Here is a 21,792-nt window from a genome sequence, read left to right as displayed (position 1 = left end):
GGTTTGCCCTTTGCCGCGCAAGCCTGTAGCGAATGGGAAAACTCAGCCGGAGCCGCCACATGACCACCGATCCCGTCGCCCTGACCGCAGACCTTATCCGTTGCCCAACGGTCACCCCCGAAGAAGGCGGCGCGCTGGTGCTGCTTCAGGGCCTGCTTGAAAACGCCGGCTTTGAGTGCACCCGCGTCGACCGGGGCGAGACCTCGAACCTCTATGCCCGCTGGGGGGCCAAGGGCCACGCCCGGAGCTTTGGCTTCAACGGCCATACCGATGTGGTGCCGGTGGGCAACCCGGCAGACTGGACAACCGATCCCTTCGGAGCCGAGATCCGCGACGGCATCCTTTATGGGCGCGGCGCGACCGACATGAAATCCGGTGTCGCCGCCTTTGCCGCTGCGGCCATCGACTATGTGACACAAACCCCGCCCGATGGCGCGATCGTTCTGGCGATCACCGGGGATGAGGAAGGCGATGCCACCGATGGCACCGTCGCCCTGCTCGACTGGATGGCCGATCAGGATGAGCGGATGTCGGTCTGCCTTGTCGGGGAGCCCACCTGCCCCGACACCATGGGCGAAATGATCAAGATCGGCCGCCGCGGGTCGATGTCGGCATGGTTTACCGTGACCGGCAAGCAAGGCCATTCCGCCTATCCGCATCGCGCCATCAACCCGCTGTCCGCCATGGCGCGGCTGATGGACCGGCTTGCCTCGCACCCGCTGGACGAGGGCACCGAGCATTTCGACGCCTCGACGCTGGCGGTGGTCACCATCGACACCGGCAACCCGGCAACCAACGTCATCCCGGCGCAGGCCAGCGCCACCGTCAACATCCGCTTCAACGACTGCCACAGCGGCGCGTCGCTGTCGGATTGGCTGGCCGCCGAGGCCGCCAGCATCGACGCCGCCTTCGGCACCACCACCGATCTGCGCATCAAGATTTCGGGCGAAAGCTTTCTGACCCCGCCGGGCGAGCTTTCGACGCTGGTGCAGACCGCCGTGCAGGCGCAGACCGGCCTGCTGCCGGTGCTGTCGACCACCGGCGGCACGTCTGACGCGCGCTTTGTCAAATCGCATTGCCCGGTGGTGGAATTCGGCCTTGTCGGCAAGACCATGCATCAGGTCGATGAATGCGTGCCCATCGAGCAGATCACCCAGCTCAAGGCGATCTATACCCGCATCCTGTCGGATTACTTCGCAATCTGAGGCATCTGACTGCCTGAACGGCAATTGCCGGAACCATGGCGGCCCCCTTTCCGTTGACTTGGGCATACGGAAAGGGACCGCACCATGACAGACCTCACCTGCGACGTTGCCATCATCGGTGCGGGCACCGCCGGGCTGGCCGCCGAACGCAGCGCCCGCAAGAATGGCGCGCGCACCCTGCTGATCGACCCGGCCTTCAATGGCACCACATGCGCCACGGTGGGCTGCATGCCCTCCAAGCTGCTGATCGGTGCCGCCCGCGCCGCGCAGGACGCACGCGGCGCCGGGGCCTTCGGCATCCGCACCAGCGTTGGTGTCGATGGCCCCGCCGTCCTGCAACGGCTGCGCAAGCTGCGCGACGATTTCGTCGATGCCACCCGCGCTGGCATCGCCAAACTGCCCGAAGACAGCCGTATCACCGCCCGCGCCCGCTTTACCGGGCCGGACAGGTTGGCGCTCAGCACCGGGGATACGGTGCAGGCCGGAGCAATCATCATCGCCACCGGATCGTCTCCGATGATCCCGCCACCGTACCGCGACCTTGCGGGCCTGCTGACAAATGACACGATTTTCGAGCTTGAAGACCTGCCGCAAAGTCTTGCTGTCATCGGCGGCGGCGTCATCGGGTTGGAACTGGCGCAGGCCATGGCCCGCCTTGGCACCCGCGTTGCGATCTTTGATCAGGGCGATCAGCTTGGTGGCACCCGCTGCAAGGTCGTGCAGCAGGTCTTGCAAGATGCGCTGTCCCGCGAGTTGACTCTGCATCTGGGCACCAACCCGGAACCGCAGGACGACAACGGCCAGACCCGCATCGACTGGGACGGCGGCTCTGATAAATTCGACAAGGTGCTTGTCGCCACCGGCCGCGCGCCGAACCTGGCGGGGCTGGACCTCGAGAAAACCGGCCTGTCGCTCAACGACAAGGGGCTGCCAGAGGTCGATCCCGAAACCCTGCAATGCGCCGATGCGCCGATCTTCCTTGTCGGTGATGCCAACGCCGCCCGCCCCCTGCTGCACGAGGCGTCCGACGAAGGCGCCATCGCCGGACGCGGCGCCCTTGCCTTTCCGGCTCGCGTGCCAAGCTCGCGCAAAACCCCGCTGGCCATCACCTTTACCGATCCTCCGCTGGTCAGCGTCGGGGCCGCGCCCGGCGATGGTGCCAAGACCGGCAGCGCCGATTACACCAATCAGGGCCGCGCCCGGGTCGACAATCGCAACACCGGCCTTGCCCGCATCCATGCCTCGGCCCCCGATGGCCGACTGATCGGGGCCGATCTGTTTTGCCCCGGCGCCGATCACATGGGCCATCTGCTGGCGCTGGCCATCGCGCAGGGGTTGACCGCCCGCGACCTGCTGGACCAGCCGTTCTATCATCCGACGCTGGAAGAAGGGTTGAAACCGGCCCTGCGCGAGATCTGCGCCGCCGTGCCGCTGCAAATCCCCGGCGATCGCGATACCGGCTCGCCCCCCGGTGCCTGACGCCGCCGCGCAAAGAATGCCGATGACGCGCGCGCGCCGCCATGCTACGCGAAGATCATGAGCAAACTGCCCACCAAGACGGACATCCTTGACTGGATCTCCGCGAACCCGACCCTCACCTCCAAACGCGACATCGCCAAGGCGTTCGCGATCAAGGGGGCTGCCCGCATCGATCTCAAGCGTATCCTGAAGGAGCTTGAAACCGAAGGGCATCTGTCCAGACGCAGCAAGACCTACCGCGATCCCGATCGCCTGCCCCCGGTCACCGTGCTTCAGATCAAGGCACCGGATGACAACGGCGATCTGTTCGCGCAGCCGCTGGAATGGCATGGCGAGGGCGTCGAGCCGATCGTGCTGTTCGTGCCTCGCGCCAGCGATCCGGCGCTTGGCGAAGGAGACCGCATCCTCGCCCGCGTTCAGGTGGTGCATGAGGGCGATCACAATTACGAGGCGCGGCTGATCCGCCGCATCGGCAACACCGCGCAGAAGGTTATCGGCATCTTTCGCAAGACTGCCGAGGGCGGGCGCATTCTGCCCATCGACAAGGGCTCCGACAAGGAATGGACCGTGGCGCCGGACGCTACCGGCGGCGCGCAAGACGGCGAGCTGGTCGAAGGCGAACAGGCTGGCCCGCGCAGCACCCGCATGGGCCTGCCGCGCGCGCGCATCACCCTGCGGCTTGGCGATCCGACCGCGCCGCGCGCTGTGTCGCTGATCGCCATCCACCAGCACGGCATCCCCGACGATTTCCCCGAATCGGTGCTGGCAGAGGCCGATGCCAAGGAACCGGCAGAACTGAAGGGCCGCACGGACCTGCGCGAGCTGCCGCTGATCACCATCGACCCCTCCGATGCGCGCGACCGCGACGACGCTGTGTTTGCGCAGGCCGATGACAACCCGAAGAACCCCGGCGGGCATGTGATCTGGGTCGCCATCGCCGACGTGGCGCATTACGTGCGCCCCGGCAGCAAGCTTGACCGCGAGGCCAAGCTGCGCGGCAATTCCAGCTATTTCCCCGACCGGGTGGTGCCGATGCTGCCCGACCGGCTGTCGGGCGATCTGTGTTCGCTGCACGAAGGCGTGCCGCGCGCCTGTATCGCCGTGCGCATGGTGATCAATGCGCAGGGCGACAAGATCTCGCATAAATTCGTGCGGGGCCTGATGCGCTCGGCCGCCGCGCTGAGCTATCAGCAGGTGCAGGCGGCGCAGGATGGCACGCCCGACGATGCCTGCGGCCCGCTGCTGGAACCGGTGATCCAACCGCTATACGCCGCCTACGAGGCGCTGCGCGAGGCGCGCGAGCGGCGGCAACCGCTGGATCTCGACCTGCCCGAACGGCGCGTGGTGCTGAGCGAGGACGGCGAGGTGACCTCGGTCAATTTCGTCACCCGGCTCGACGCGCACAGGCTGATCGAGGAATTCATGATCCTCGCCAATGTCTCTGCCGCTGAAGAGCTGATCGCGCGCCGCACGCCGCTGCTGTTCCGCGTCCACGAAGAGCCCCCCGCCGACAAGCTCGACAGCCTGCGCGAGACCGCCGAGGCGTCGGGCCTGACGCTGGCCAAGGGGCAGGTTCTCAAGACCGCGCATCTCAACAAGCTGCTGCACGACGCCGCCGGGCGCGAAGAGGCCGAGCTGATCAACCTTGCCACCCTGCGCAGCATGACGCAGGCCTATTATGCCCCAACCAATTTCGGGCATTTCGGGCTGGCGCTGCGCAATTACGGCCATTTCACCTCGCCGATCCGGCGTTACGCCGACCTGATCGTGCATCGCGGCCTGATCCGCGCCCATGGCTGGGGCGATGACGGGCTGACCGATGACGAGATCGAGCGGCTGGAACAGACCGGCCAGCAGATCAGCGACACCGAGCGGCGCAGCATGATGGCCGAGCGCGACACCACCGACCGCTATCTCGCGGCCTACCTGTCTGACCGGATCGGGGCGGAATTCGGCGGGCGCATCAGCGGCATCGCCAAGTTCGGCGTGTTCGTGAAGCTTGACGAGACCGGCGCCGACGGGCTGATCCCGATGCGCAACCTCGGCAATGAGTATTTCCATTTCGACCGCGACGCAGGCACGCTGATGGGGGCCGACAGTGGCATCATCATCGCGCTGGGTCAGCGGGTGAAGGTGCGCCTTGTCGACGCTGCCCCCGTGACCGGCGGTATCGGGCTGGAACTGCTCGAACTCGAAGACACCAAGATGCCGCAGGGGCGCGGACGCCCCTCGCGCGGCGGGTTCAAGGGCAAACGCAACTGGGGCAAGGCGCCCAAACGCGGGCCGGGCAAAGGGCCGGGAACGCCTCCCGGACCAGAGAGACGTCAGGAATCCGTCGCGAAACGCAAGGATGCCAAGACCGCGCGCAAGGTCACGCGTCAGCGAAAGACCCGAGGCTGAAATAGGGGGGCAGCGCCGTGCCGCAGGCGCTGCCCCCGCTCAACGCCGTGGGCGAGGATATGCCCCGCTCATGAAAAAGCTGTCAGAGACGCCCGCCGAATTCGGCCAGCACCTTTGCATAGACTTCGCGCTTGAACGGCACGATCTGGCCGACCAGTTCATCGGCGCTTAGCCAGCGCCAGATGGAAAATTCCGGGTGCTCGGTGGCGATGTTCACCTGATCGTCGCTGCCGTGAAAGCGCAGCAGGAACCATTTCTGTTCCTGACCGCGATAGCGGCCCTTCCAGATCTTCGGCACGATGTGATGCGGCAGATCATACGGCAGCCAGTCGTCGGTTTCGGCCTCCACCGTCACCAGATCGGCATTCACCCCGGTTTCTTCCCAGAGTTCGCGCAGCGCGGCATCGCGCGGCGCCTCGCCCGGATCGACACCGCCCTGCGGCATCTGCCAGGCTGGCACCTCGCTGTCGAGACGCTGGCCGACAAAGACCTCGCCGCGCTCATTGACGAGCATCACGCCGACGCAGGGGCGATAGGGAAGTTTGGCGATGTCTTCAGGAGTCATGTCGGGGCCTTGCATGGATAGGGGCGGGAAAGTATCCCGCCCCGTCTGATCACTCTGACTTGTCGATTTCAAGCACGTTGAGGCCCTTGAGGATGTCGATGGCATAGGCCAGCTGGTAATCCTCGATGCGCAGCGCAGCGGCGGCTTCGGCCTTGGCGCGGTCTTCCTCGATCTGCTGGATCTCGTCTTCGGTCAGGCTGTCGTTGTTCAGCGCGCCGCGCAGATCGGCCTCGGAGCGGCTGAACGGGTTGTTGCCCTCTTCGGCGTCGGTCGGGTTTTCCTTGGGCAGCGGCTGCTCGACGATGATATCGGGCGACACGCCAAGCGCCTGGATCGAGCGGCCCGACGGGGTGTAATAGCGCGCCGTGGTCAGGCGCATCGCGCCATCGCCGCGCACCGGCATCACCGTCTGGACAGAGCCCTTGCCAAAGGTCTTGGTGCCGACCACCACCGCGCGGTGATGATCCTTGAGCGCCCCGGCGACGATTTCCGACGCAGACGCCGAGCCGCCGTTGACCAGAACCACCATCGGCTTGCCGTTGGTCAGATCGCCCTCGGTGGCGTTGTAACGCTCGCCGTCCTGCGGATCGCGGCCACGGGTCGAGACGATTTCACCGGCGTCGAGGAAGGCATCCGACACTTTGATCGCCTGCGTCAGCAAACCGCCGGGGTTGTTGCGCAGGTCCAGCACGATCCCGTTGACCGCGTCCAAGCCGCCGGCCTCTTCGATGCGGGCCTGCAGCCCCTCGGCAAGGTTGGGATAGGTCTGATCGTTGAACGTGGTCACGCGCAGCACCACGGTATCGCCTTCCAGACGCGTGCGCACCGCGGTCAGCTTGATGGTGTCGCGGGTGATCGACACGTCGAAGGGTTCATCGGCGCCTTCGCGCGCGATGGTGATGACGATTTCCGACCCCACCGGCCCGCGCATCAGGTCGACCGCCTCGTCCAGCGTCAGGCCCAGAACCGACTCGCCGTCGACATGGGTGATGAAATCGCCCGACATGATGCCAGCCTCGGCGGCGGGGGTATCGTCGATCGGCGAGACCACCTTGACGAAGCCGTCCTCTTGCGTGACCTCGATCCCCAGACCGCCGAATTCGCCGCGCGTCTGCACGCGCATGTCTTCGGCATCCTCGGGAGGCAGGTAGCTGGAATGCGGATCGAGCGAGGTCAGCATGCCGTTGATGGCGGCCTCGATCAGATCCGACGGTTCGACATCTTCGACATACTGGGCGCGGATACGTTCGAAGATATCGCCAAAGAGATCGAGCTGCTCATAGACGCTGGCCTTGGAGGCCTGCTCCTGCGCCAACAGCGGTCCGACGAATTGCGTCGTCGCCACGACGCCTGCGATCGTCCCGCCAAGCGCGGCCATCACGAATTTGTTCATGCGCATCCTATCCCAAGTCTTCAATACATCGCCGGAATCCTACCGACCTGCGAACCAGATCAGCGGATCGACCGGTCCGTCGCCTTGCCTAACCTCTACATAGAGCGTTTCGGTGCGTCCAGCGCCAGTCGCTTCAACAGATGGTGACGCGCCCGGCGCGGCGTAGCTGCCGCCCATCAAGCCGACAGGGCTTCCCTCGGGCAGCACCTGCCCGGCGGCGCCATAGGTCACCTGCAACCCGGCCAGCACGAACAGCAGGTCGGGCTGCGGCTCGAGGATCGTCACCAGCCCATAATCGAGCAGCGGCCCGGCATAGCGCACGGTGGCGGCGGTGGGCGTGGTCACCAGCGCCTCGGGCTGGGTGGCGATGACAATGCCGGGGCGGGTGACCCCGGCGGCATCGGCCTCGCCGGCGCGGCGCAGGATCTGCCCTTGCACCGGAAGATCCAGCGCGCCCTTGCGATCATTGATCGGCGGCAGGGTGTTGAGCTTTTCATTCCCGGCGATCTCGGACAGGCCAGAGGCAAAGCCTTCGAGCGTTTCAGTGGCCGAGATTAGAATGGCGGTCTTCACCGGATCTTCGGTGAAGCGCAGCGGCAGGTCGGTGCGGTCGGCAATCGCCTGAGACAGCTCGGTTCGGGCCTGCTGCACGCCTGCCAGCCCGTCCTTCAGGGTTTCGGCGGCGTTTTGCTGCAACAGGCGCAGGTTCGTGACCTCGGTCAGATCGGCGCGGATGCGCTGCGCCTCGTCGCTCAGCCCCGGCGTCACCGAGGCCAGCATCATCCCGGCACGCGCCGCGCCCACCGGCCCCTGCGGGTGCAGCATCGCCGAGGGCGCGGCCCTGCCGCCCATGCTGGACAAGACGCCCAGCAGCTGGGCGATCTCGGTTTCCTGACTTTGCAGCTTGCGAGACAGCTCGGTTTCGCGGATCGCGGCCTCGCGCAGACCGTCGCGCATGGCGCCAAGCCCGGCCTCATAGGCCTTGACCGTCTGGGTCAGCGCGCTGACCCGGTCGCGGGCACTGTCGGCCCGGTCAAGCTGCAGCGACGCGTCTTCGAGCGCCCGCGCCGCCTGACGCGCGGCCTCGGCCTGATCTTGGGCCTGTGCGGGGCCTGCCAGCGCAAGCACCAGCGCCGCAAGCCCCCCGGCGCGCCGCAGACGTGTCACTGAAGAAGGCTCTTGCCGGTCATTTCCTCGGGCTGCTCCAGCCCCATCAATTGCAGGATCGTCGGCGCGACATCGGCCAGCTTGCCGTCGCGCAGGGTGGCGCCCTCGGGCCCGCCCCAGACGATCACCGGCACAAGGTTGGTGGTATGCGCGGTATGCGGGCCGTTGGTGGCCTCGTCCCACATGGTTTCGCAATTGCCGTGATCGGCGATGATGATCATCGCGCCGCCGGCTTTTTCCAGCGCCGCCAGCACCTTGCCCAGCCCGTCATCGACCGCTTCGCAGGCCGCGATGGCGGCTTCGAGAACGCCGGTATGGCCGACCATGTCGGGGTTGGCGAAATTGGTGACGATCAGGTCGTATTTGCCGCTGTCGATGGCGGCGACGAATTTCTCGGCCACCTCGGGTTCCGACATTTCGGGCTGAAGATCATAAGTCGCGACCTTGGGGGACAGCGGCATGAACCGGTCCTCGCCCACCTCGGGCTCTTCCTTGCCGCCGTTCAGGAAGAATGTGACATGCGGATATTTCTCGGTCTCGGCAAGCCGGTACTGCTTCAGCCCATGTTTGGCGACCCATGCGCCAAGGGTGTTGACGATCTTCCGCTTGGGATAGGCCGCGCTCATGTAGGCGTTATGCGCATCGGAATATTCGACCATGCCGAGCAGCGCGCAAAGCTGGGGCTGGCTGCGATCAAACCCGTCGAACGCCGGATCGCCGATGGCCTGAAGGATCTCTCGCGCGCGGTCGGCGCGGAAGTTGAGGCAGAACAGCCCGTCGCCCGCCTGCACCCCCGCGTAGCCGTCGATGACCGTGGCGGGGATGAATTCGTCGGTCTTGTCCTTGGCGTAGCTCTGCGACACGGCGGTCACGGCGTCGGGCGCACTGTCACCCTTGCCAAGGATCATTGCGTTGTAGGCCTGCTCGACCCGCTCCCAGCGGTTGTCACGGTCCATCGCGTAGTAGCGGCCAATGACAGTGCCGATGCTGGCGGTCTCGGGGAGCGCGTCGCTCAGTTGCTTCACGAACGCCTCGCCCGATTTCGGCGCAACGTCGCGCCCGTCGGTGATGGCGTGCAGGACGACCTTGCAGCCAAGATCGGTGAGCATGGTCACCGCCGCCTTGATATGTTCGATATGCCCATGCACGCCGCCGTCGGACACCACGCCCATGATATGCGCGGTGCCTGCCGCGGCTTTGACCTTTGCCGCGAAATCCTTGATCTCGGCATTGTCGAAAAACGTGCCATCCTCGATGGCAAGGTCGATCTGTCCCAGATCCATCGCCACAACGCGCCCGGCGCCGATATTGGTGTGCCCGACCTCGGAATTGCCCATCTGCCCGCTCGGCAGGCCCACTTCGGGGCCAAAGGTCACCAGCGTGGCGTTGGGGCAGCTGGCATAGAGCCTGTCCATATTGGGGGTGCGGGCGAGCTTGGGGGCGTTGAACGCCGCATCCTCACGCAGGCCCCATCCGTCGAGAATGGTCAGAACAACGGGTTTCGGGGTGGTCATGTTCGGGCCCTCCTGATGCGCTCCGGGCAGGCTTAGCAGGGTTGCACAGAGATGTGGAGAGGATGCGGTGCCCCAAGCGCCCGGTCGTCATGTCCTGCGCCCAAACCATGCAAACGCCGGGCCGAATGGCATCCGGGTGCCGTTGCGGTTCGGGCGTGCGTGCCGCGCAGCAGGCTGGTCGGTGGGTTGGGCGATGGGCTGGGTGAAGGGCTGGGCGAAAACCCGCCCGCCCGGCTTGCCGCGACCTTGGCGCCAAGGCACAGTGCCCGCCAAGAACCACCCACGAAACGAGGGGACGAGGCAGAATGCAGGTCACGAGACGAATGGCACTACTCAGCGGCGGCGCAATGGCGCTGCTGGCAGGATGCGGAGGCGGCGCAAACATCGCGCCCATGGGCGGCGGCACGATCGACCCCGACCTGCTGCCGCAACCCAACCCCGGCTGGAACGCATGGGTGGCGAATTTCCGTAGCCGCGCCATGGCAGAGGGGATCTCGGGCGCGACGCTGGATGCGGCGTTCCGCGGCGCGGGCTACCTGCCCGGCGTCGTCACCCGCGACCGCAGCCAGACCGAATTCACCCGCTCGCTTGAGGATTACTTCGCCATCGCAGCGTCGGAGACCAAGGTCGCGACCGGGCGCGCGATGCTGTCGCGCCATGGCGCGCTGCTGCGCGAGATCGAGATGCGCTATGGCGTGCCCGCGCAGGTGGTCACGGCGATCTGGGGCATGGAAAGCAATTACGGCGCCCGGCGGGGGGATATCCCGGTGGTGTCCTCGACCTCGACGCTGGCCTTTGACGGGCGGCGCGGCGCGTTCTTTGAAAAGCAGCTGATCGCGGCATTGGGGATCATCCAGCGCGGCGACGTGCCCGCATCGCGCCTGACCGGCAGCTGGGCCGGGGCGATGGGCCACACCCAGTTCATCCCGACCACGTTTCAGGCCTATGCGGTGGATTTCCGCGGCGACGGGCACCGCGACATCTGGTCGGACGATCCAACCGACGGGCTGGCCTCGACGGCGCATTACCTGTCGAAAAGCGGCTGGCGGATGGGCGAGCCGTGGGGCCTTGAGGTGCGCCTGCCCGCCGGATTTTCGGCGGCGCAGACCGGGCGTGGCACGACACGGTCAGACTGGGGCACGATGGGCGTGACAGCGGCCTCGGGCGGGCGCCTGCCGTCGCTCAGCGGGTCGATCCTTGCGCCCGCTGGCATCGGTGGACCGGCCTTTCTGGTGTTTCGCAACTTTGGGGCGATCTTGCGCTACAACAATGCCGAGAAATATGGGCTGGGTGTGGGCCATCTGTCGGATCGAATCGCCGGGGCCGGCCCGCTGCGCGGCACTTTCCCGCCGGACCAATACGGCTTTACCAAGGATGACCGGGTCGAATTGCAAACCCTGCTGTCGCGGCGCGGCTTCGATCTGGGAACGCCGGACGGGGTGTTTGGCAGCAAGACCGAGGCGGCGGTGTCGGCCTATCAGGCGCGCGAAGGGCTTGCCGTGACCGGACAGCCGTCGCGCGCGCTGCTGGAAAGGCTGCGCCGCGGCTGACCGGGGGCCGGGTCTGGATCTTTCAGAACAAAGATCCAGACCGTTTCAGCGCTGCTTTTTCGCCCGGCGGATCAGAATGTCGCGCTTTGTCTTCGACAGATGGTCAAAGAACATCTTGCCATTCAGATGGTCGATCTGGTGCTGGACGCTGGTCGCCCAGAGGCCGATGAAATCCCGCTCTTCGATCTCGCCCGTCTCGTTCAGAAACCGCACCGTCACCGCGCGCGGCCGCTCGATCGCGGCCCAGACGCCGGGAAGGTTCGGGCTGGCCTCGTCATGGCTGCGCAGCTTGACGCTTGCGTGCAGAACCTCGGGGTTGGCCATGCGCACCGGCTGGCCACGCTCTTCGGAGGCATCGACCACCGCCAGTCGCAGCATCACGCCGATCTGCGGGGCGCCCAGGCCAACGCCGGGCATCGCTTCCATCGTGTCGATCATGTCGCGCCAGATGGCGCGGATCTCGTCGGTGATCGCCTCGACCGGGGCCGCGGGCGTGCGCAGCCGCTTGTCAGGCCATGGGATGCAGGGGCGCGCGGTCATTGCGCCGCCTCATAGCTGCATTGCAGCGCCTTGGCGTCTTCGGGCGAAAGCCGGTCGAAATGCACCAGCCCGTCGAGATGGTCGTATTCGTGCTGCGCCACGATGGCCTCGGCCCCCTCAAAGCGGCGCTCTTGCCGCACGCCTGCAAGGTCGGTAAAGCGCATCTGCACCCAGACCGAGCGGCGCACCTGCGCCGTCACGCCGGGGATCGACAGGCAGCCCTCTGGGCCCGTCGCGGTTTCCTTCGAAACCTCGGTGATCTCGGGGTCGATGCAGGCGATGGGGGTCATCTCACCGTCTTTCCAGCCCGCATCCATCACGAAGACCCGTTGCAGCACACCGATCTGCGGCGCGGCCAGCCCCCGCCCCGGCGCGTCGTACATGGTTTCGAACAGATCGCCCACCAGCGCCTTGATCGTCGCCGGATCGGCGGCGGCGCAGGGCTGCGTCAGCCGCGGATCGGGCCAGAGCAGAACCGGACGCACGCTCATCCCCGCGCCCGATCGCGCTTGAACTTGACCATCTTGCGGGTGATCAGCTGTCGCTTCAGCGGCTTGAGGTAGTCGATGAACAGCTTGCCATCGAGGTGGTCGATCTCGTGCTGCACGCAGGTGGCCCAAAGCCCGTCGAATTCCTCGCGCTGTACATTGCCGTTCGCGTCCATCCATTCGACATCGACCAGCTTCGGCCGCTCGACATCGGCGTATTGGTCGGGGATCGACAGGCAGCCCTCTTCGTAGACATTGCGCTCGTCCGAGCTTGCCAGCACGCGCGGGTTGAACATGACGAGGGGCCGCGCCTCTTCGCCGTTGTCGGATTTGGCGCAATCCAGCACGATCAGCCGCGACAGGATGCCGATCTGCGGCGCCGCCAGCCCGATACCGGGCGCGTCATACATGGTTTCCAGCATGTCATCGGCCAGAACGCGCAGATCGTCCGACAGATCGGGCACAGGTTCGCACAGCTTTTTCAGCCGCGGGTCGGGGTGGATGAGGATGTTGCGTTTCATGCGGCTCCTCTAGGCGCTTTCATGCTTCTGATCTAGGAAAAAGCGCCCGTTTTCGCAAGCGCCGGGGCTTGCGCTCGGCACGGCAGGGGGTACCGTTCGCACGCGAACAACTCAAAGGATCTCCCCCCGATGACCAGCCGCTTCGATGAAGTGATCGACCGCAAGGGCACGCATAGTGCCAAGTGGGACAAGATGGAAAGCCTGTATGGCGTGTCGCCCGATGACGGCCTTGCCATGTGGGTGGCGGATATGGATTTCCGCCCGCCAGATTGTGTGCAGGCGGCGCTTCGGGGCATGCTCGATCACGGCCTCTACGGCTATTTCGGCGACGATTCGGCCTATCTGAACGCGATTCAGTGGTGGATGTCGCATCGCCACGGCTGGGAGGTGTCGCCTGACTGGATCTTTACCACCCACGGGCTGGTCAACGGCACCGGCCTCTGCGTCGAGACATGGACCCAGCCGGGCGACGCGGTGGTGCTGTTCACGCCGGTCTACCACGCCTTTCACCGCATCATCAAAGCCGCGGGCCGCGAGGTACGAGAGCTGCCGCTGGCGCAGGTCGATGGCCGTTACGAGATGGATTTCAGCGCCTATGACGCGCTGATGACCGGCAGCGAAAAGCTGCTGGTGCTGTGCTCGCCGCACAATCCGGGCGGGCGCGTCTGGACCCGCGCCGAGCTGGAGCAGGTGGCGGAATTTGCCCGCAAGCACGATCTGGTGCTGGTCTCGGACGAGATTCACCACGACCTGATCATGCCCGGCCACAGCCACACGCCGATGGCGCTGATCGACGACATCAAAGACCGGCTGGTCATGATGACTGCGACCACCAAGACCTTCAACATCGCCGGATCGCATACCGGCAACGTCATCATCCCGGATGAAAAGCTGCGCACGCAGTTCGCGGCAAAGATGGCAGGGCTTGGCCTGTCGCCCAACAGCTTTGGCCTGATCATGGCGACGGCGGCCTATTCGCCCGAGGGCGCCGAGTGGGTGGATGCCCTGAACCTGTATCTGGATAGCAACCGCAAGCTTTTCGACGCGGCGGTGAGTGCGATTCCGGGGCTGACGACGATGCCGCTGGAAGCGACCTACCTGTCCTGGGTGGATTTTGGCGCGCTTGGCATGGACGACGCCGAGATCGCCCGCCGCGTTCAGCAAGAGGCGCGGATTGCCCCCAACCACGGCGCGCCCTTCGGCAAGGGCGGCGAGACATGGCTGCGCTTCAACATCGCGACCCCGCGCGCGCGGGTGATCGAGGCAGGCGAACGGCTTCAGGCCGCCTTTGCAGACCTTCAGTAACGCAAACGGCGCGCCCCGAGGGGCGCGCCGCTGTCATACCATGTGGTGGAATTATTCCTGCGGGATCAGCCGCAGCGACAATTCCATCAGCTGATCCGAGGAAGCTTCGGAGGGCGCGGCCATCATCAGGTCTTCGGCGCGCTGGTTCATCGGGAACATGATGACCTCGCGGATGTTGGACGTACCGGCCAGCAGCATGACGATGCGGTCGATCCCGGCGGCGCAGCCCCCGTGCGGCGGGGCGCCGTACTGGAATGCGTTGTACAGGCCCTGAAAGCGCTTCTTGACCTCGTCTTCGCCGTAACCGGCGATTTCGAACGCCTTGAGCATCAGGTCAGGCTTGTGGTTGCGGATCGCGCCGGACACCAGTTCATAGCCGTTGCAGGCCAGATCGTACTGGTAGCCCTTGACCGCGAGCGGATCGCCCTGCAGCGCCTCCATCCCGCCTTGCGGCATCGAGAACGGGTTGTGCTCGAAGTCGATCTTGCCGGTTTCCTCGTCCTTTTCGTAGATCGGGAAATCCACGATCCATGCAAAGGCAAAGCGGTTCTTGTCGGTCAGGCCCAGATCTTCGCCGATGACATCGCGCGCCTTGCCGGCAACGCGCTGGAATGCCTGCGGCTTGCCGCCAAGGAAGAATGCCGCATCGCCGACGCCAAGGCCCAGCTGCGCGCGAATGGCTTCGGTGCGCTCGGGGCCGATGTTCTTGGCCAGCGGGCCAGCGGCTTCCATGCCCTGCCCCTGATCGCGCCAGAAGATATAGCCCATGCCGGGCAGACCCTCTTTCTGGGCAAAGGCGTTCATCCGGTCGCAGAACTTGCGCGAGCCGCCAGTGGGGGCAGGAATGGCGCGAATTTCCGTGCCGTCCTGTTCCAGCAGCTTGGCGAAGATCGCAAAGCCGGAGCCGCGGAAATGCTCGGACACGTCCTGCATTTCGATCGGGTTGCGCAGGTCGGGCTTGTCGGTGCCGTATTTCAGCGCCGCTTCCTTGTAGGGAATCTGCGGCCATGTTTCGGGCGCGTCGACCTTGGCGCCCTCGCCGAATTCCTCGAACACGCCTGCGATCACCGGCGAGACCGTGTCGAACACGTCCTGCTGGGTGACAAAGCTCATCTCAAGGTCAAGCTGGTAGAAATCGGTGGGCGAGCGGTCGGCGCGGGGGTCTTCATCGCGGAAACAGGGCGCGATCTGGAAATACTTGTCGTAGCCCGACATCATGATCAGCTGCTTGAACTGCTGCGGCGCCTGCGGCAGGGCGTAGAACTTGCCCGGATGCAGACGGCTCGGCACGAGGAAGTCGCGCGCGCCTTCGGGGCTGGATGCGGTGATGATCGGGGTCTGGTATTCGCGGAACGCCTTGTCCCACATGCGCTGGCGGATCGAACGCACCACATCCGAGCGCAGCGTCATGTTGCGCTGCATCGCCTCGCGGCGCAGGTCGAGGTAGCGATAGCGCAGGCGGGTTTCCTCGGGGTATTCCTGATCGCCGAAGACCATCAGCGGCAGCTCGGCCGACTGGCCCAGCACCTCAATCCCGCGCACGAAGACTTCGACTTCGCCGGTGGGGATCTTGGGGTTCACCAGCTCGGGGGCGCGGGCCTTGACCTCGCCGTCGATGCGGATGCACCATTCGCTGCGCACCTTCTCGACATCGGCAAAGGCCGGGCTGTCGGGATCGCAAAGCACCTGCGTGATGCCATAATGGTCGCGCAGGTCGATGAAGAGAATGCCGCCGTGGTCGCGGACGCGGTTGACCCAGCCCGACAGGCGGACGGTTTCGCCCACGTTGTCCTTGCTGAGCGCGGCACAGCTGTGCGTGCGGTAGGCGTGCATATCGGATGCCCCTTGGAAACTGCCGGAAAGTCAGGCGCCGATACACCTTGTGCCGCCCCGGAAGTCAAGGGATGCGCGTCGGAACTTGCCGAAAAGACCAAGCGTTTTAACGTTTGGGGATGCCCTGCGCGTGGCATCACGCCGGGGTGTTCCTTGCAAATCCTACGCATGGGGGTGCTCGAGATGTGGAAGACCGTGCTCGACAAGATGTTGAGAAAGCTGATCGTGGTCGGTCGGATCAGGGTAACATGGCCGGATGGCGAGCTGCGCAGCTATGGGCCGGGAGGCTCGCTTGAAGCCGAAGTCCGGCTGGCGGACGACAGCATCGTGAAAGATCTCGCAAAGCGGCCGGTGATGGCGCTGGGAGAGGGCTACATGGACGGGCGGCTGGTGGTGGCGCCCGAGGCGCTCTATGATTTTCTGGCGCTGCTGATCCGCAATCAGCAACAGGGCGACATGCCCGGATGGTTCGATGCGGTGCAGGCGCTGCGCAGCTGGACGCGCAGTATCGAACAGCGCAACTCTCCGAAGCGAAGCCAGCGCAACGTGCATCACCATTACGACATTTCCGATGACCTCTACCGGCTCTTCCTTGACGCCGACATGCAGTATTCCTGCGCCTACTGGGCCCACCCGGAGATGACGCTGGAACAGGCGCAGGCGGCGAAAAAGCAGCACATCGCCCGCAAGCTGCGGATCACGCCCGGCATGTCGGTGCTGGATATCGGCTGCGGCTGGGGCGGCATGGCACTGACGCTGGCGCGCGATTACGGGGCGAAGGTAACCGGCGTGACCCTGTCCGAGAACCAGCTTGCCACGGCGCGGGCGCGGGCCAAGGCGGCAGGGCTGGAGGACTCGGTGAACTTCGTGCTGCGCGATTACCGCAAGGTCGAACGGACCTATGACCGGATCGTCTCGGTCGGGATGCTCGAACATGTCGGCTACCCGCAGCTGGATGTGTATTTCGCCAAGCTGCACGATATTCTGGCCCCCGACGGGATCGCGCTGATCCACACCATCGGCCATGTCTCGGAGCCGCGGCCAACGTCGAAATGGCTCGATAAGTACATCTTTCCCGGCGGCTATGTGCCGTCGCTGTCCGAGGTCTCGGCCTCGATCGAGAAAAGCGGCCTTTGGGCGGCAGATGTCGAGGTGCTGCGCGGCCATTACGGCCCGACGCTGCATCACTGGCGGCAACGCTTCGAAGCCGCGCTGCCGCAGGTGCGCGCGATGTATGACGAGACCTTCGTGCGGATGTGGCGGTTTTACCTCGTGGCCTGCGAAGCCAGTTTTGAAGAGATGTTTCAGGGGGTGTTCCACCTGCAACTGTCGCACCGGCAATATGCCGTACCGACGACCCGCGATTATCTCTACCACGATGATGCGCCCGCACGGCTGGGCCACGCCGCCCAGTAAGCCCCGCCCCCACCGAAGAATTTTCGCCGGTGAATTCTGCGCGCCCGGCGCGGCGCCCATCAGGATCTTTCGCAAGAGGTTTCCCGGCCCTGCGAGCGGTAGCAATCGGCGGCGGATTAGGGTTGCGTGGCCCCGGCGCTTCTCTATAACGCACGACAATTTGCGGGTTGCAGCGTCTCCCCCGCTGCTTCCCCATGCCCGTCGCATACGCGCCAGAACACCCAAAGCCAGAGGTCGAACGATGCCCAAAAGAACCGATATCAAGTCCATTATGATCATCGGCGCCGGGCCCATCATCATCGGCCAGGCCTGCGAATTCGATTACTCTGGCGCACAGGCCTGCAAGGCGCTGCGCGAAGAAGGCTACCGCGTCATTCTGGTGAACTCGAATCCCGCGACGATCATGACCGATCCGGGCCTTGCCGATGCCACCTATATCGAGCCCATCACCCCCGAGGTGGTCGCCAAGATCATCGAAAAGGAACGCCCCGACGCGCTGCTGCCGACCATGGGCGGGCAGACCGGGCTCAACACCTCGCTGAAGCTCGAGGAAATGGGCGTGCTTGCCAAATACGGCGTCGAGATGATCGGTGCCAAGCGCGAGGCCATCGAGATGGCCGAAGACCGCGCCCTGTTCCGCGAGGCGATGGACCGCATCGGGCTGGAAAACCCCGCCGCCACCATCGTCACCGCGCCGAAAAAGCCGAGTGGCAAGGCCGATCTGGATGCCGGGGTCGCGATTGCGCTTGAAGCGCTGGAGACCATCGGCCTGCCCGCGATCATCCGCCCCGCCTTTACCCTTGGCGGCACTGGCGGCGGCGTCGCCTACAACCGCGAAGATTACATCCACTATTGCCGCACTGGCATGGATGCCTCGCCGGTGAACCAGATCCTTGTCGACGAATCGCTTCTGGGCTGGAAGGAATTCGAGATGGAGGTGGTGCGCGACAAAGCCGACAACGCCATCATCGTCTGCGCCATCGAAAACGTCGACCCCATGGGCGTGCACACCGGTGATTCGATCACCGTCGCCCCGGCGCTGACCCTGACCGACAAGGAATACCAGATCATGCGCAACGGCAGCATCGCCGTTCTGCGCGAGATCGGCGTGGAAACCGGCGGCTCCAACGTGCAATGGGCGATCAACCCGGAAAACGGCCGCATGGTGGTGATCGAGATGAACCCGCGGGTGTCGCGCTCCTCGGCGCTGGCGTCCAAGGCGACCGGCTTTCCGATTGCGAAAATCGCCGCCAAGCTGGCCGTCGGCTACACGCTCGACGAGCTCGACAATGACATCACCAAGGTGACGCCCGCGAGCTTCGAGCCGACCATCGACTACGTGGTCACCAAGATCCCCAAGTTCGCCTTCGAGAAATTCCCCGGCTCCGAGCCGCACCTCACCACCGCGATGAAATCCGTGGGCGAGGCGATGGCCATTGGCCGCACCATCCACGAGTCGCTGCAAAAGGCGCTGGCCTCGATGGAATCCGGCCTCACCGGGTTCGATGAGATCGAAATCGACGGCGCCCCCGAGAAAAGCGCCGTGATCAAGGCGATCTCCAAACAGACCCCCGACCGCATGCGCACCATCGCGCAGGCCATGCGCCACGGCCTGTCCAATGATGAGATCCACGCCGTCACCATGTTCGACCCGTGGTTCCTTGCCCGCATCCGCGAAATCGTCGATGCCGAGGCCGAGGTGCGCGAAAACGGCCTGCCGCAGGACGAAGACGGGCTGCGCATGCTCAAGATGATGGGCTTCACCGATGCCCGCCTCGCCAAGCTGACCGGGTTCAGCGAAAAGGACGTGCGCAAGCGCCGCATCGCGCTTGGCGTTACCGCCGTTTTCAAGCGCATCGACACCTGCGCCGCCGAATTCGAAGCGCAGACCCCCTACATGTATTCCACCTACGAAGAGCCGATGATGGGCGAGGTAGAATGCGAATCCCGCCCCTCGGATCGCAAAAAGGTGGTGATCCTTGGCGGTGGCCCGAACCGCATCGGGCAAGGTATCGAATTCGACTATTGCTGCTGTCACGCCTGCTTCGCGCTGTCGGATGTCGGCTACGAAACCATCATGATCAACTGCAACCCCGAAACCGTGTCGACCGATTACGACACCTCGGACCGGCTGTATTTCGAACCGCTGACCTTTGAACACGTGATGGAGATCCTGCGGGTTGAGCTGGAAAACGGCACGCTGCATGGCGTCATCGTGCAGTTCGGCGGCCAGACCCCGCTGAAGCTGGCCGACGCGCTCGAGGCCGAGGGCATCCCGATCCTTGGCACCACCCCCGACGCCATCGACCTTGCCGAAGACCGCGAGCGGTTTCAGGCGCTGGTCAACCAGCTTGGCCTGAAGCAGCCCAAGAACGGCATTGCTTCCACCGACGCGCAGGCGCTGGCGATTGCCGAGGACATCGGCTTCCCGCTGGTGATCCGCCCGTCCTATGTGCTGGGTGGGCGCGCGATGGAGATCGTGCGCGACATGGCGCATCTGGAACGCTACATCCGCGAGGCGGTGGTGGTGTCTGGCGACAGCCCGGTTCTGCTTGATCACTACCTGTCTGGCGCAACCGAGCTTGACGTCGATGCGCTCTGCGACGGCGAGTCGGTGCATGTCACCGGCATTATGCAGCACATCGAAGAGGCCGGCGTGCATTCCGGCGACTCGGCCTGTTCGCTGCCGCCCTACTCGCTGAGCCGCGACATCATCAAAGAGATCGAGCGGCAGACCGAGGCGCTGGCCATCGCGCTGCACGTGGTCGGGTTGATGAACGTGCAATTCGCCGTCAAGGGCACCGACATCTACCTGATCGAGGTGAACCCCCGCGCCTCGCGCACCGTGCCCTTTGTCGCCAAGGCCACCGACAGCGCCATCGCCTCCATCGCGGCGCGGATCATGGCGGGCGAAAAGCTCTCGGCCTTCCCGCTGCGCGAGGGCTACGCGACCGATACCGACTACGACACCGATGTGCCGATGGCCGACCCGATGACCCTCGCCGATCCGAACATGCCTTGGTATTCGGTAAAAGAGGCGGTGCTGCCCTTCGCCCGGTTCCCCGGCGTCGACACCATCCTTGGCCCGGAAATGCGCTCGACCGGCGAAGTCATGGGCTGGGACCGCTCCTTCCCGCGCGCCTTCCTCAAGGCGCAGATGGGCGCGGGCACCGATCTGCCCACCGAAGGCGCGGTGTTCTTCTCGGTCAAGGATGCCGACAAGACCGACCAGATGCTGGAAGCGGCGCAGGTGCTTTCGGCCATGGGCTTTACCATCATCGCAACCGGCGGCACGGCGGCGTTCTTCGAAGCGGGCGGCGTCAACATCGAGCGGGTGAAGAAGGTCTATGAAGGCCGCCCCAACGTGGTCGACCTGATGAAGGACGGCGGCATCCAGCTGGTGCTGAACACCACCGAAGGCGCGGCCTCGGTCGAGGACTCACGCGAAATCCGCTCCGTCGCGCTTTACGACAAGATCCCCTACTTCACCACCGCCGCCGGCGCCCATGCCGCGGTGATGGCGATGAAATCCCGCGAAGAAGGCGAGATTGTGGTGAAGTCGTTGCAAGGTTGACACAAATGTAGGGAGCCTCGCAAGAGCACTGGCTATCTCTACGTCAAGTGGAGATGATGCGAACGCTTTTGCGAGGCGGTGGGTACCCGACGCGAGAGCGTGCGCAATTCAATGGCGGTTCCCGTTGCTGTACTGTCTTTTGCTGCTTTCGGAATGGGAGCCATAGCAAGCAATTATAGCATTGAAATTTCAAAAGATGCGCCAACGTGACCAGCACTTCTCGTTATTTCTCTCACAGGGTTCGCAACGGTTATGTTGCTGCTCGCATTGTGTTTTCTCTTTAGAAATGGAACTCGGGAAGACGCCGATGTCTCGATGACGCTTGCAGAGATTGAAGCAAATGCCGGCGAAATCGCGGAGATTATGAACGAAGGTCGCACCTTGATCGACGATGTAGCAGATCAGGTTGCCGAAGCCGTAAAGCTTCAAAACACCGCGATTTCGATCGCCCTTGAGCAGTTATCTGACGAATATTCTGAGCATACCGCTACGCTTGTCACCGAGTTGGAAGCGACTACGTCCCAAAGATTGCGGATTTTTGTCACCTGCTCCCCATAGAGTCCGCGTTCTTTAATTCGCTCTGTTCAACCTTGATGAGCTACCCGACGCGCCCTCGGCCCGTCCTTAGAGTGTCCGCGCTTGCATCAGGCTCACGGACTGGTGTCGTGAGCTGATTTGATCAGGTCTGCCGGGACCTTGTTCCCGATGGCCCCGTGCGGTCTTTCTTCGTTGTCGTCTCTACCACTGCCCGGCAGGCGATTGCGAAGCAATCTGCCGAGAGGGGCCAAGACTCCAGCTTTTCGGCGGCATCTTCAAGGCTCATGGACGTTGTTGCACATATC

16 protein-coding genes and 1 pseudogene are annotated in these 21,792 nt (G+C 64.6%); 8 read left to right on the top strand and 9 right to left on the bottom strand.

From position 1 onward, the window contains the following. The first annotated feature begins 59 nt into the window (after positions 1-59). From dapE to rnr, 3 genes are all read left to right on the top strand, one after another. The gene (dapE, locus tag KO516_RS00765; protein WP_216001895.1) at positions 60-1,205 is read left to right on the top strand and encodes a succinyl-diaminopimelate desuccinylase; all 1,146 of its coding nucleotides are present in this window, start codon (positions 60-62) and stop codon (positions 1,203-1,205) included. Between the two features lie 84 nt (positions 1,206-1,289). Further along, the gene (locus KO516_RS00760) at positions 1,290-2,684 is read left to right on the top strand and encodes a dihydrolipoyl dehydrogenase (RefSeq protein ID WP_216001894.1); all 1,395 of its coding nucleotides are present in this window, start codon (positions 1,290-1,292) and stop codon (positions 2,682-2,684) included. A gap of 57 nt (positions 2,685-2,741) precedes the next feature. Beyond that, positions 2,742-5,084, top strand: coding sequence for a ribonuclease R (gene rnr / locus KO516_RS00755; protein ID WP_216001893.1), 2,343 nt, complete (start codon positions 2,742-2,744; stop codon positions 5,082-5,084). Positions 5,085-5,166: 82 nt separating this feature from the next. Here the strand turns inward: rnr and KO516_RS00750 are convergent, their stop codons facing one another. Genes KO516_RS00750 through gpmI form a run of 4 tightly spaced genes read right to left on the bottom strand, consistent with a single transcriptional unit; the run spans position 5,167 to position 9,723 of the window. After that, positions 5,167-5,649, bottom strand: coding sequence for an RNA pyrophosphohydrolase (locus tag KO516_RS00750; protein WP_216001892.1), 483 nt, complete (start codon positions 5,647-5,649; stop codon positions 5,167-5,169). A 49-nt stretch (positions 5,650-5,698) separates the two neighbouring features. After that, a complete protein-coding gene (locus KO516_RS00745) occupies positions 5,699-7,042 on the bottom strand; it encodes a S41 family peptidase (protein WP_216001891.1) in 1,344 nt (447 codons plus the stop codon). Positions 7,043-7,081: 39 nt separating this feature from the next. Next, positions 7,082-8,209, bottom strand: coding sequence for a murein hydrolase activator EnvC (locus KO516_RS00740; RefSeq protein WP_371742010.1), 1,128 nt, complete (start codon positions 8,207-8,209; stop codon positions 7,082-7,084). After that, positions 8,206-9,723, bottom strand: coding sequence for a 2,3-bisphosphoglycerate-independent phosphoglycerate mutase (gene gpmI / locus KO516_RS00735; protein WP_216001890.1), 1,518 nt, complete (start codon positions 9,721-9,723; stop codon positions 8,206-8,208). The genes KO516_RS00740 and gpmI overlap by 4 nt, the downstream gene beginning before the upstream one ends. A gap of 305 nt (positions 9,724-10,028) precedes the next feature. Between gpmI and KO516_RS00730 the strand changes: the two genes are divergently transcribed. Continuing rightward, the gene (locus tag KO516_RS00730; protein ID WP_216001889.1) at positions 10,029-11,273 is read left to right on the top strand and encodes a lytic murein transglycosylase; all 1,245 of its coding nucleotides are present in this window, start codon (positions 10,029-10,031) and stop codon (positions 11,271-11,273) included. Between the two features lie 45 nt (positions 11,274-11,318). On the opposite strand, the gene def (KO516_RS00725) is transcribed toward KO516_RS00730, so the two are convergent. Genes def (KO516_RS00725) through def (KO516_RS00715) form a run of 3 tightly spaced genes read right to left on the bottom strand, consistent with a single transcriptional unit; the run spans position 11,319 to position 12,822 of the window. Then, the gene (def, locus tag KO516_RS00725; protein ID WP_216001888.1) at positions 11,319-11,813 is read right to left on the bottom strand and encodes a peptide deformylase; all 495 of its coding nucleotides are present in this window, start codon (positions 11,811-11,813) and stop codon (positions 11,319-11,321) included. Next, positions 11,810-12,304: a peptide deformylase gene (gene def / locus KO516_RS00720; protein WP_216001887.1), complete on the bottom strand. Its 495-nt coding sequence runs from the start codon at positions 12,302-12,304 to the stop codon at positions 11,810-11,812. The genes def (KO516_RS00725) and def (KO516_RS00720) overlap by 4 nt, the downstream gene beginning before the upstream one ends. Beyond that, positions 12,301-12,822 carry a peptide deformylase gene (def, locus tag KO516_RS00715; protein WP_216001886.1) on the bottom strand — a complete coding sequence of 174 codons (522 nt, stop codon included), beginning with the start codon at positions 12,820-12,822 and terminating at the stop codon, positions 12,301-12,303. The genes def (KO516_RS00720) and def (KO516_RS00715) overlap by 4 nt, the downstream gene beginning before the upstream one ends. 129 nt (positions 12,823-12,951) lie before the next feature. Here def (KO516_RS00715) and KO516_RS00710 point away from each other — a divergent pair, with 129 nt between their 5' ends. After that, a complete protein-coding gene (locus KO516_RS00710) occupies positions 12,952-14,127 on the top strand; it encodes a MalY/PatB family protein (RefSeq protein ID WP_216001885.1) in 1,176 nt (391 codons plus the stop codon). A 51-nt stretch (positions 14,128-14,178) separates the two neighbouring features. Here the strand turns inward: KO516_RS00710 and aspS are convergent, their stop codons facing one another. Then, a complete protein-coding gene (aspS, locus tag KO516_RS00705; protein ID WP_216001884.1) occupies positions 14,179-15,960 on the bottom strand; it encodes an aspartate--tRNA ligase in 1,782 nt (593 codons plus the stop codon). A gap of 183 nt (positions 15,961-16,143) precedes the next feature. On the opposite strand from aspS, the gene KO516_RS00700 reads away from it, so the two are divergent. The 3 genes from KO516_RS00700 (at position 16,144) to KO516_RS00690 (ending at position 21,508) form a co-directional block, all read left to right on the top strand. Further along, positions 16,144-17,376, top strand: a complete 1,233-nt coding sequence (locus KO516_RS00700) for a cyclopropane-fatty-acyl-phospholipid synthase family protein (protein WP_216002079.1) — start codon at positions 16,144-16,146, stop codon at positions 17,374-17,376. 241 nt (positions 17,377-17,617) lie between these two features. Beyond that, a complete protein-coding gene (carB, locus tag KO516_RS00695) occupies positions 17,618-20,950 on the top strand; it encodes a carbamoyl-phosphate synthase large subunit (RefSeq protein WP_216001883.1) in 3,333 nt (1,110 codons plus the stop codon). Between the two features lie 252 nt (positions 20,951-21,202). Beyond that, the gene (locus tag KO516_RS00690) at positions 21,203-21,508 is read left to right on the top strand and encodes a hypothetical protein (RefSeq protein WP_216001882.1); all 306 of its coding nucleotides are present in this window, start codon (positions 21,203-21,205) and stop codon (positions 21,506-21,508) included. 92 nt (positions 21,509-21,600) lie between these two features. Here the strand turns inward: KO516_RS00690 and KO516_RS24660 are convergent. Then, positions 21,601-21,792 (bottom strand): annotated as a pseudogene (locus tag KO516_RS24660) (hypothetical protein); the annotation flags it as partial.

Source organism: Citreicella sp. C3M06, from assembly GCF_018860705.1.
Taxonomy (GTDB): Bacteria; Pseudomonadota; Alphaproteobacteria; order Rhodobacterales; family Rhodobacteraceae; genus Salipiger.
This window is presented reverse-complemented; position numbering and strand designations above follow the sequence as displayed.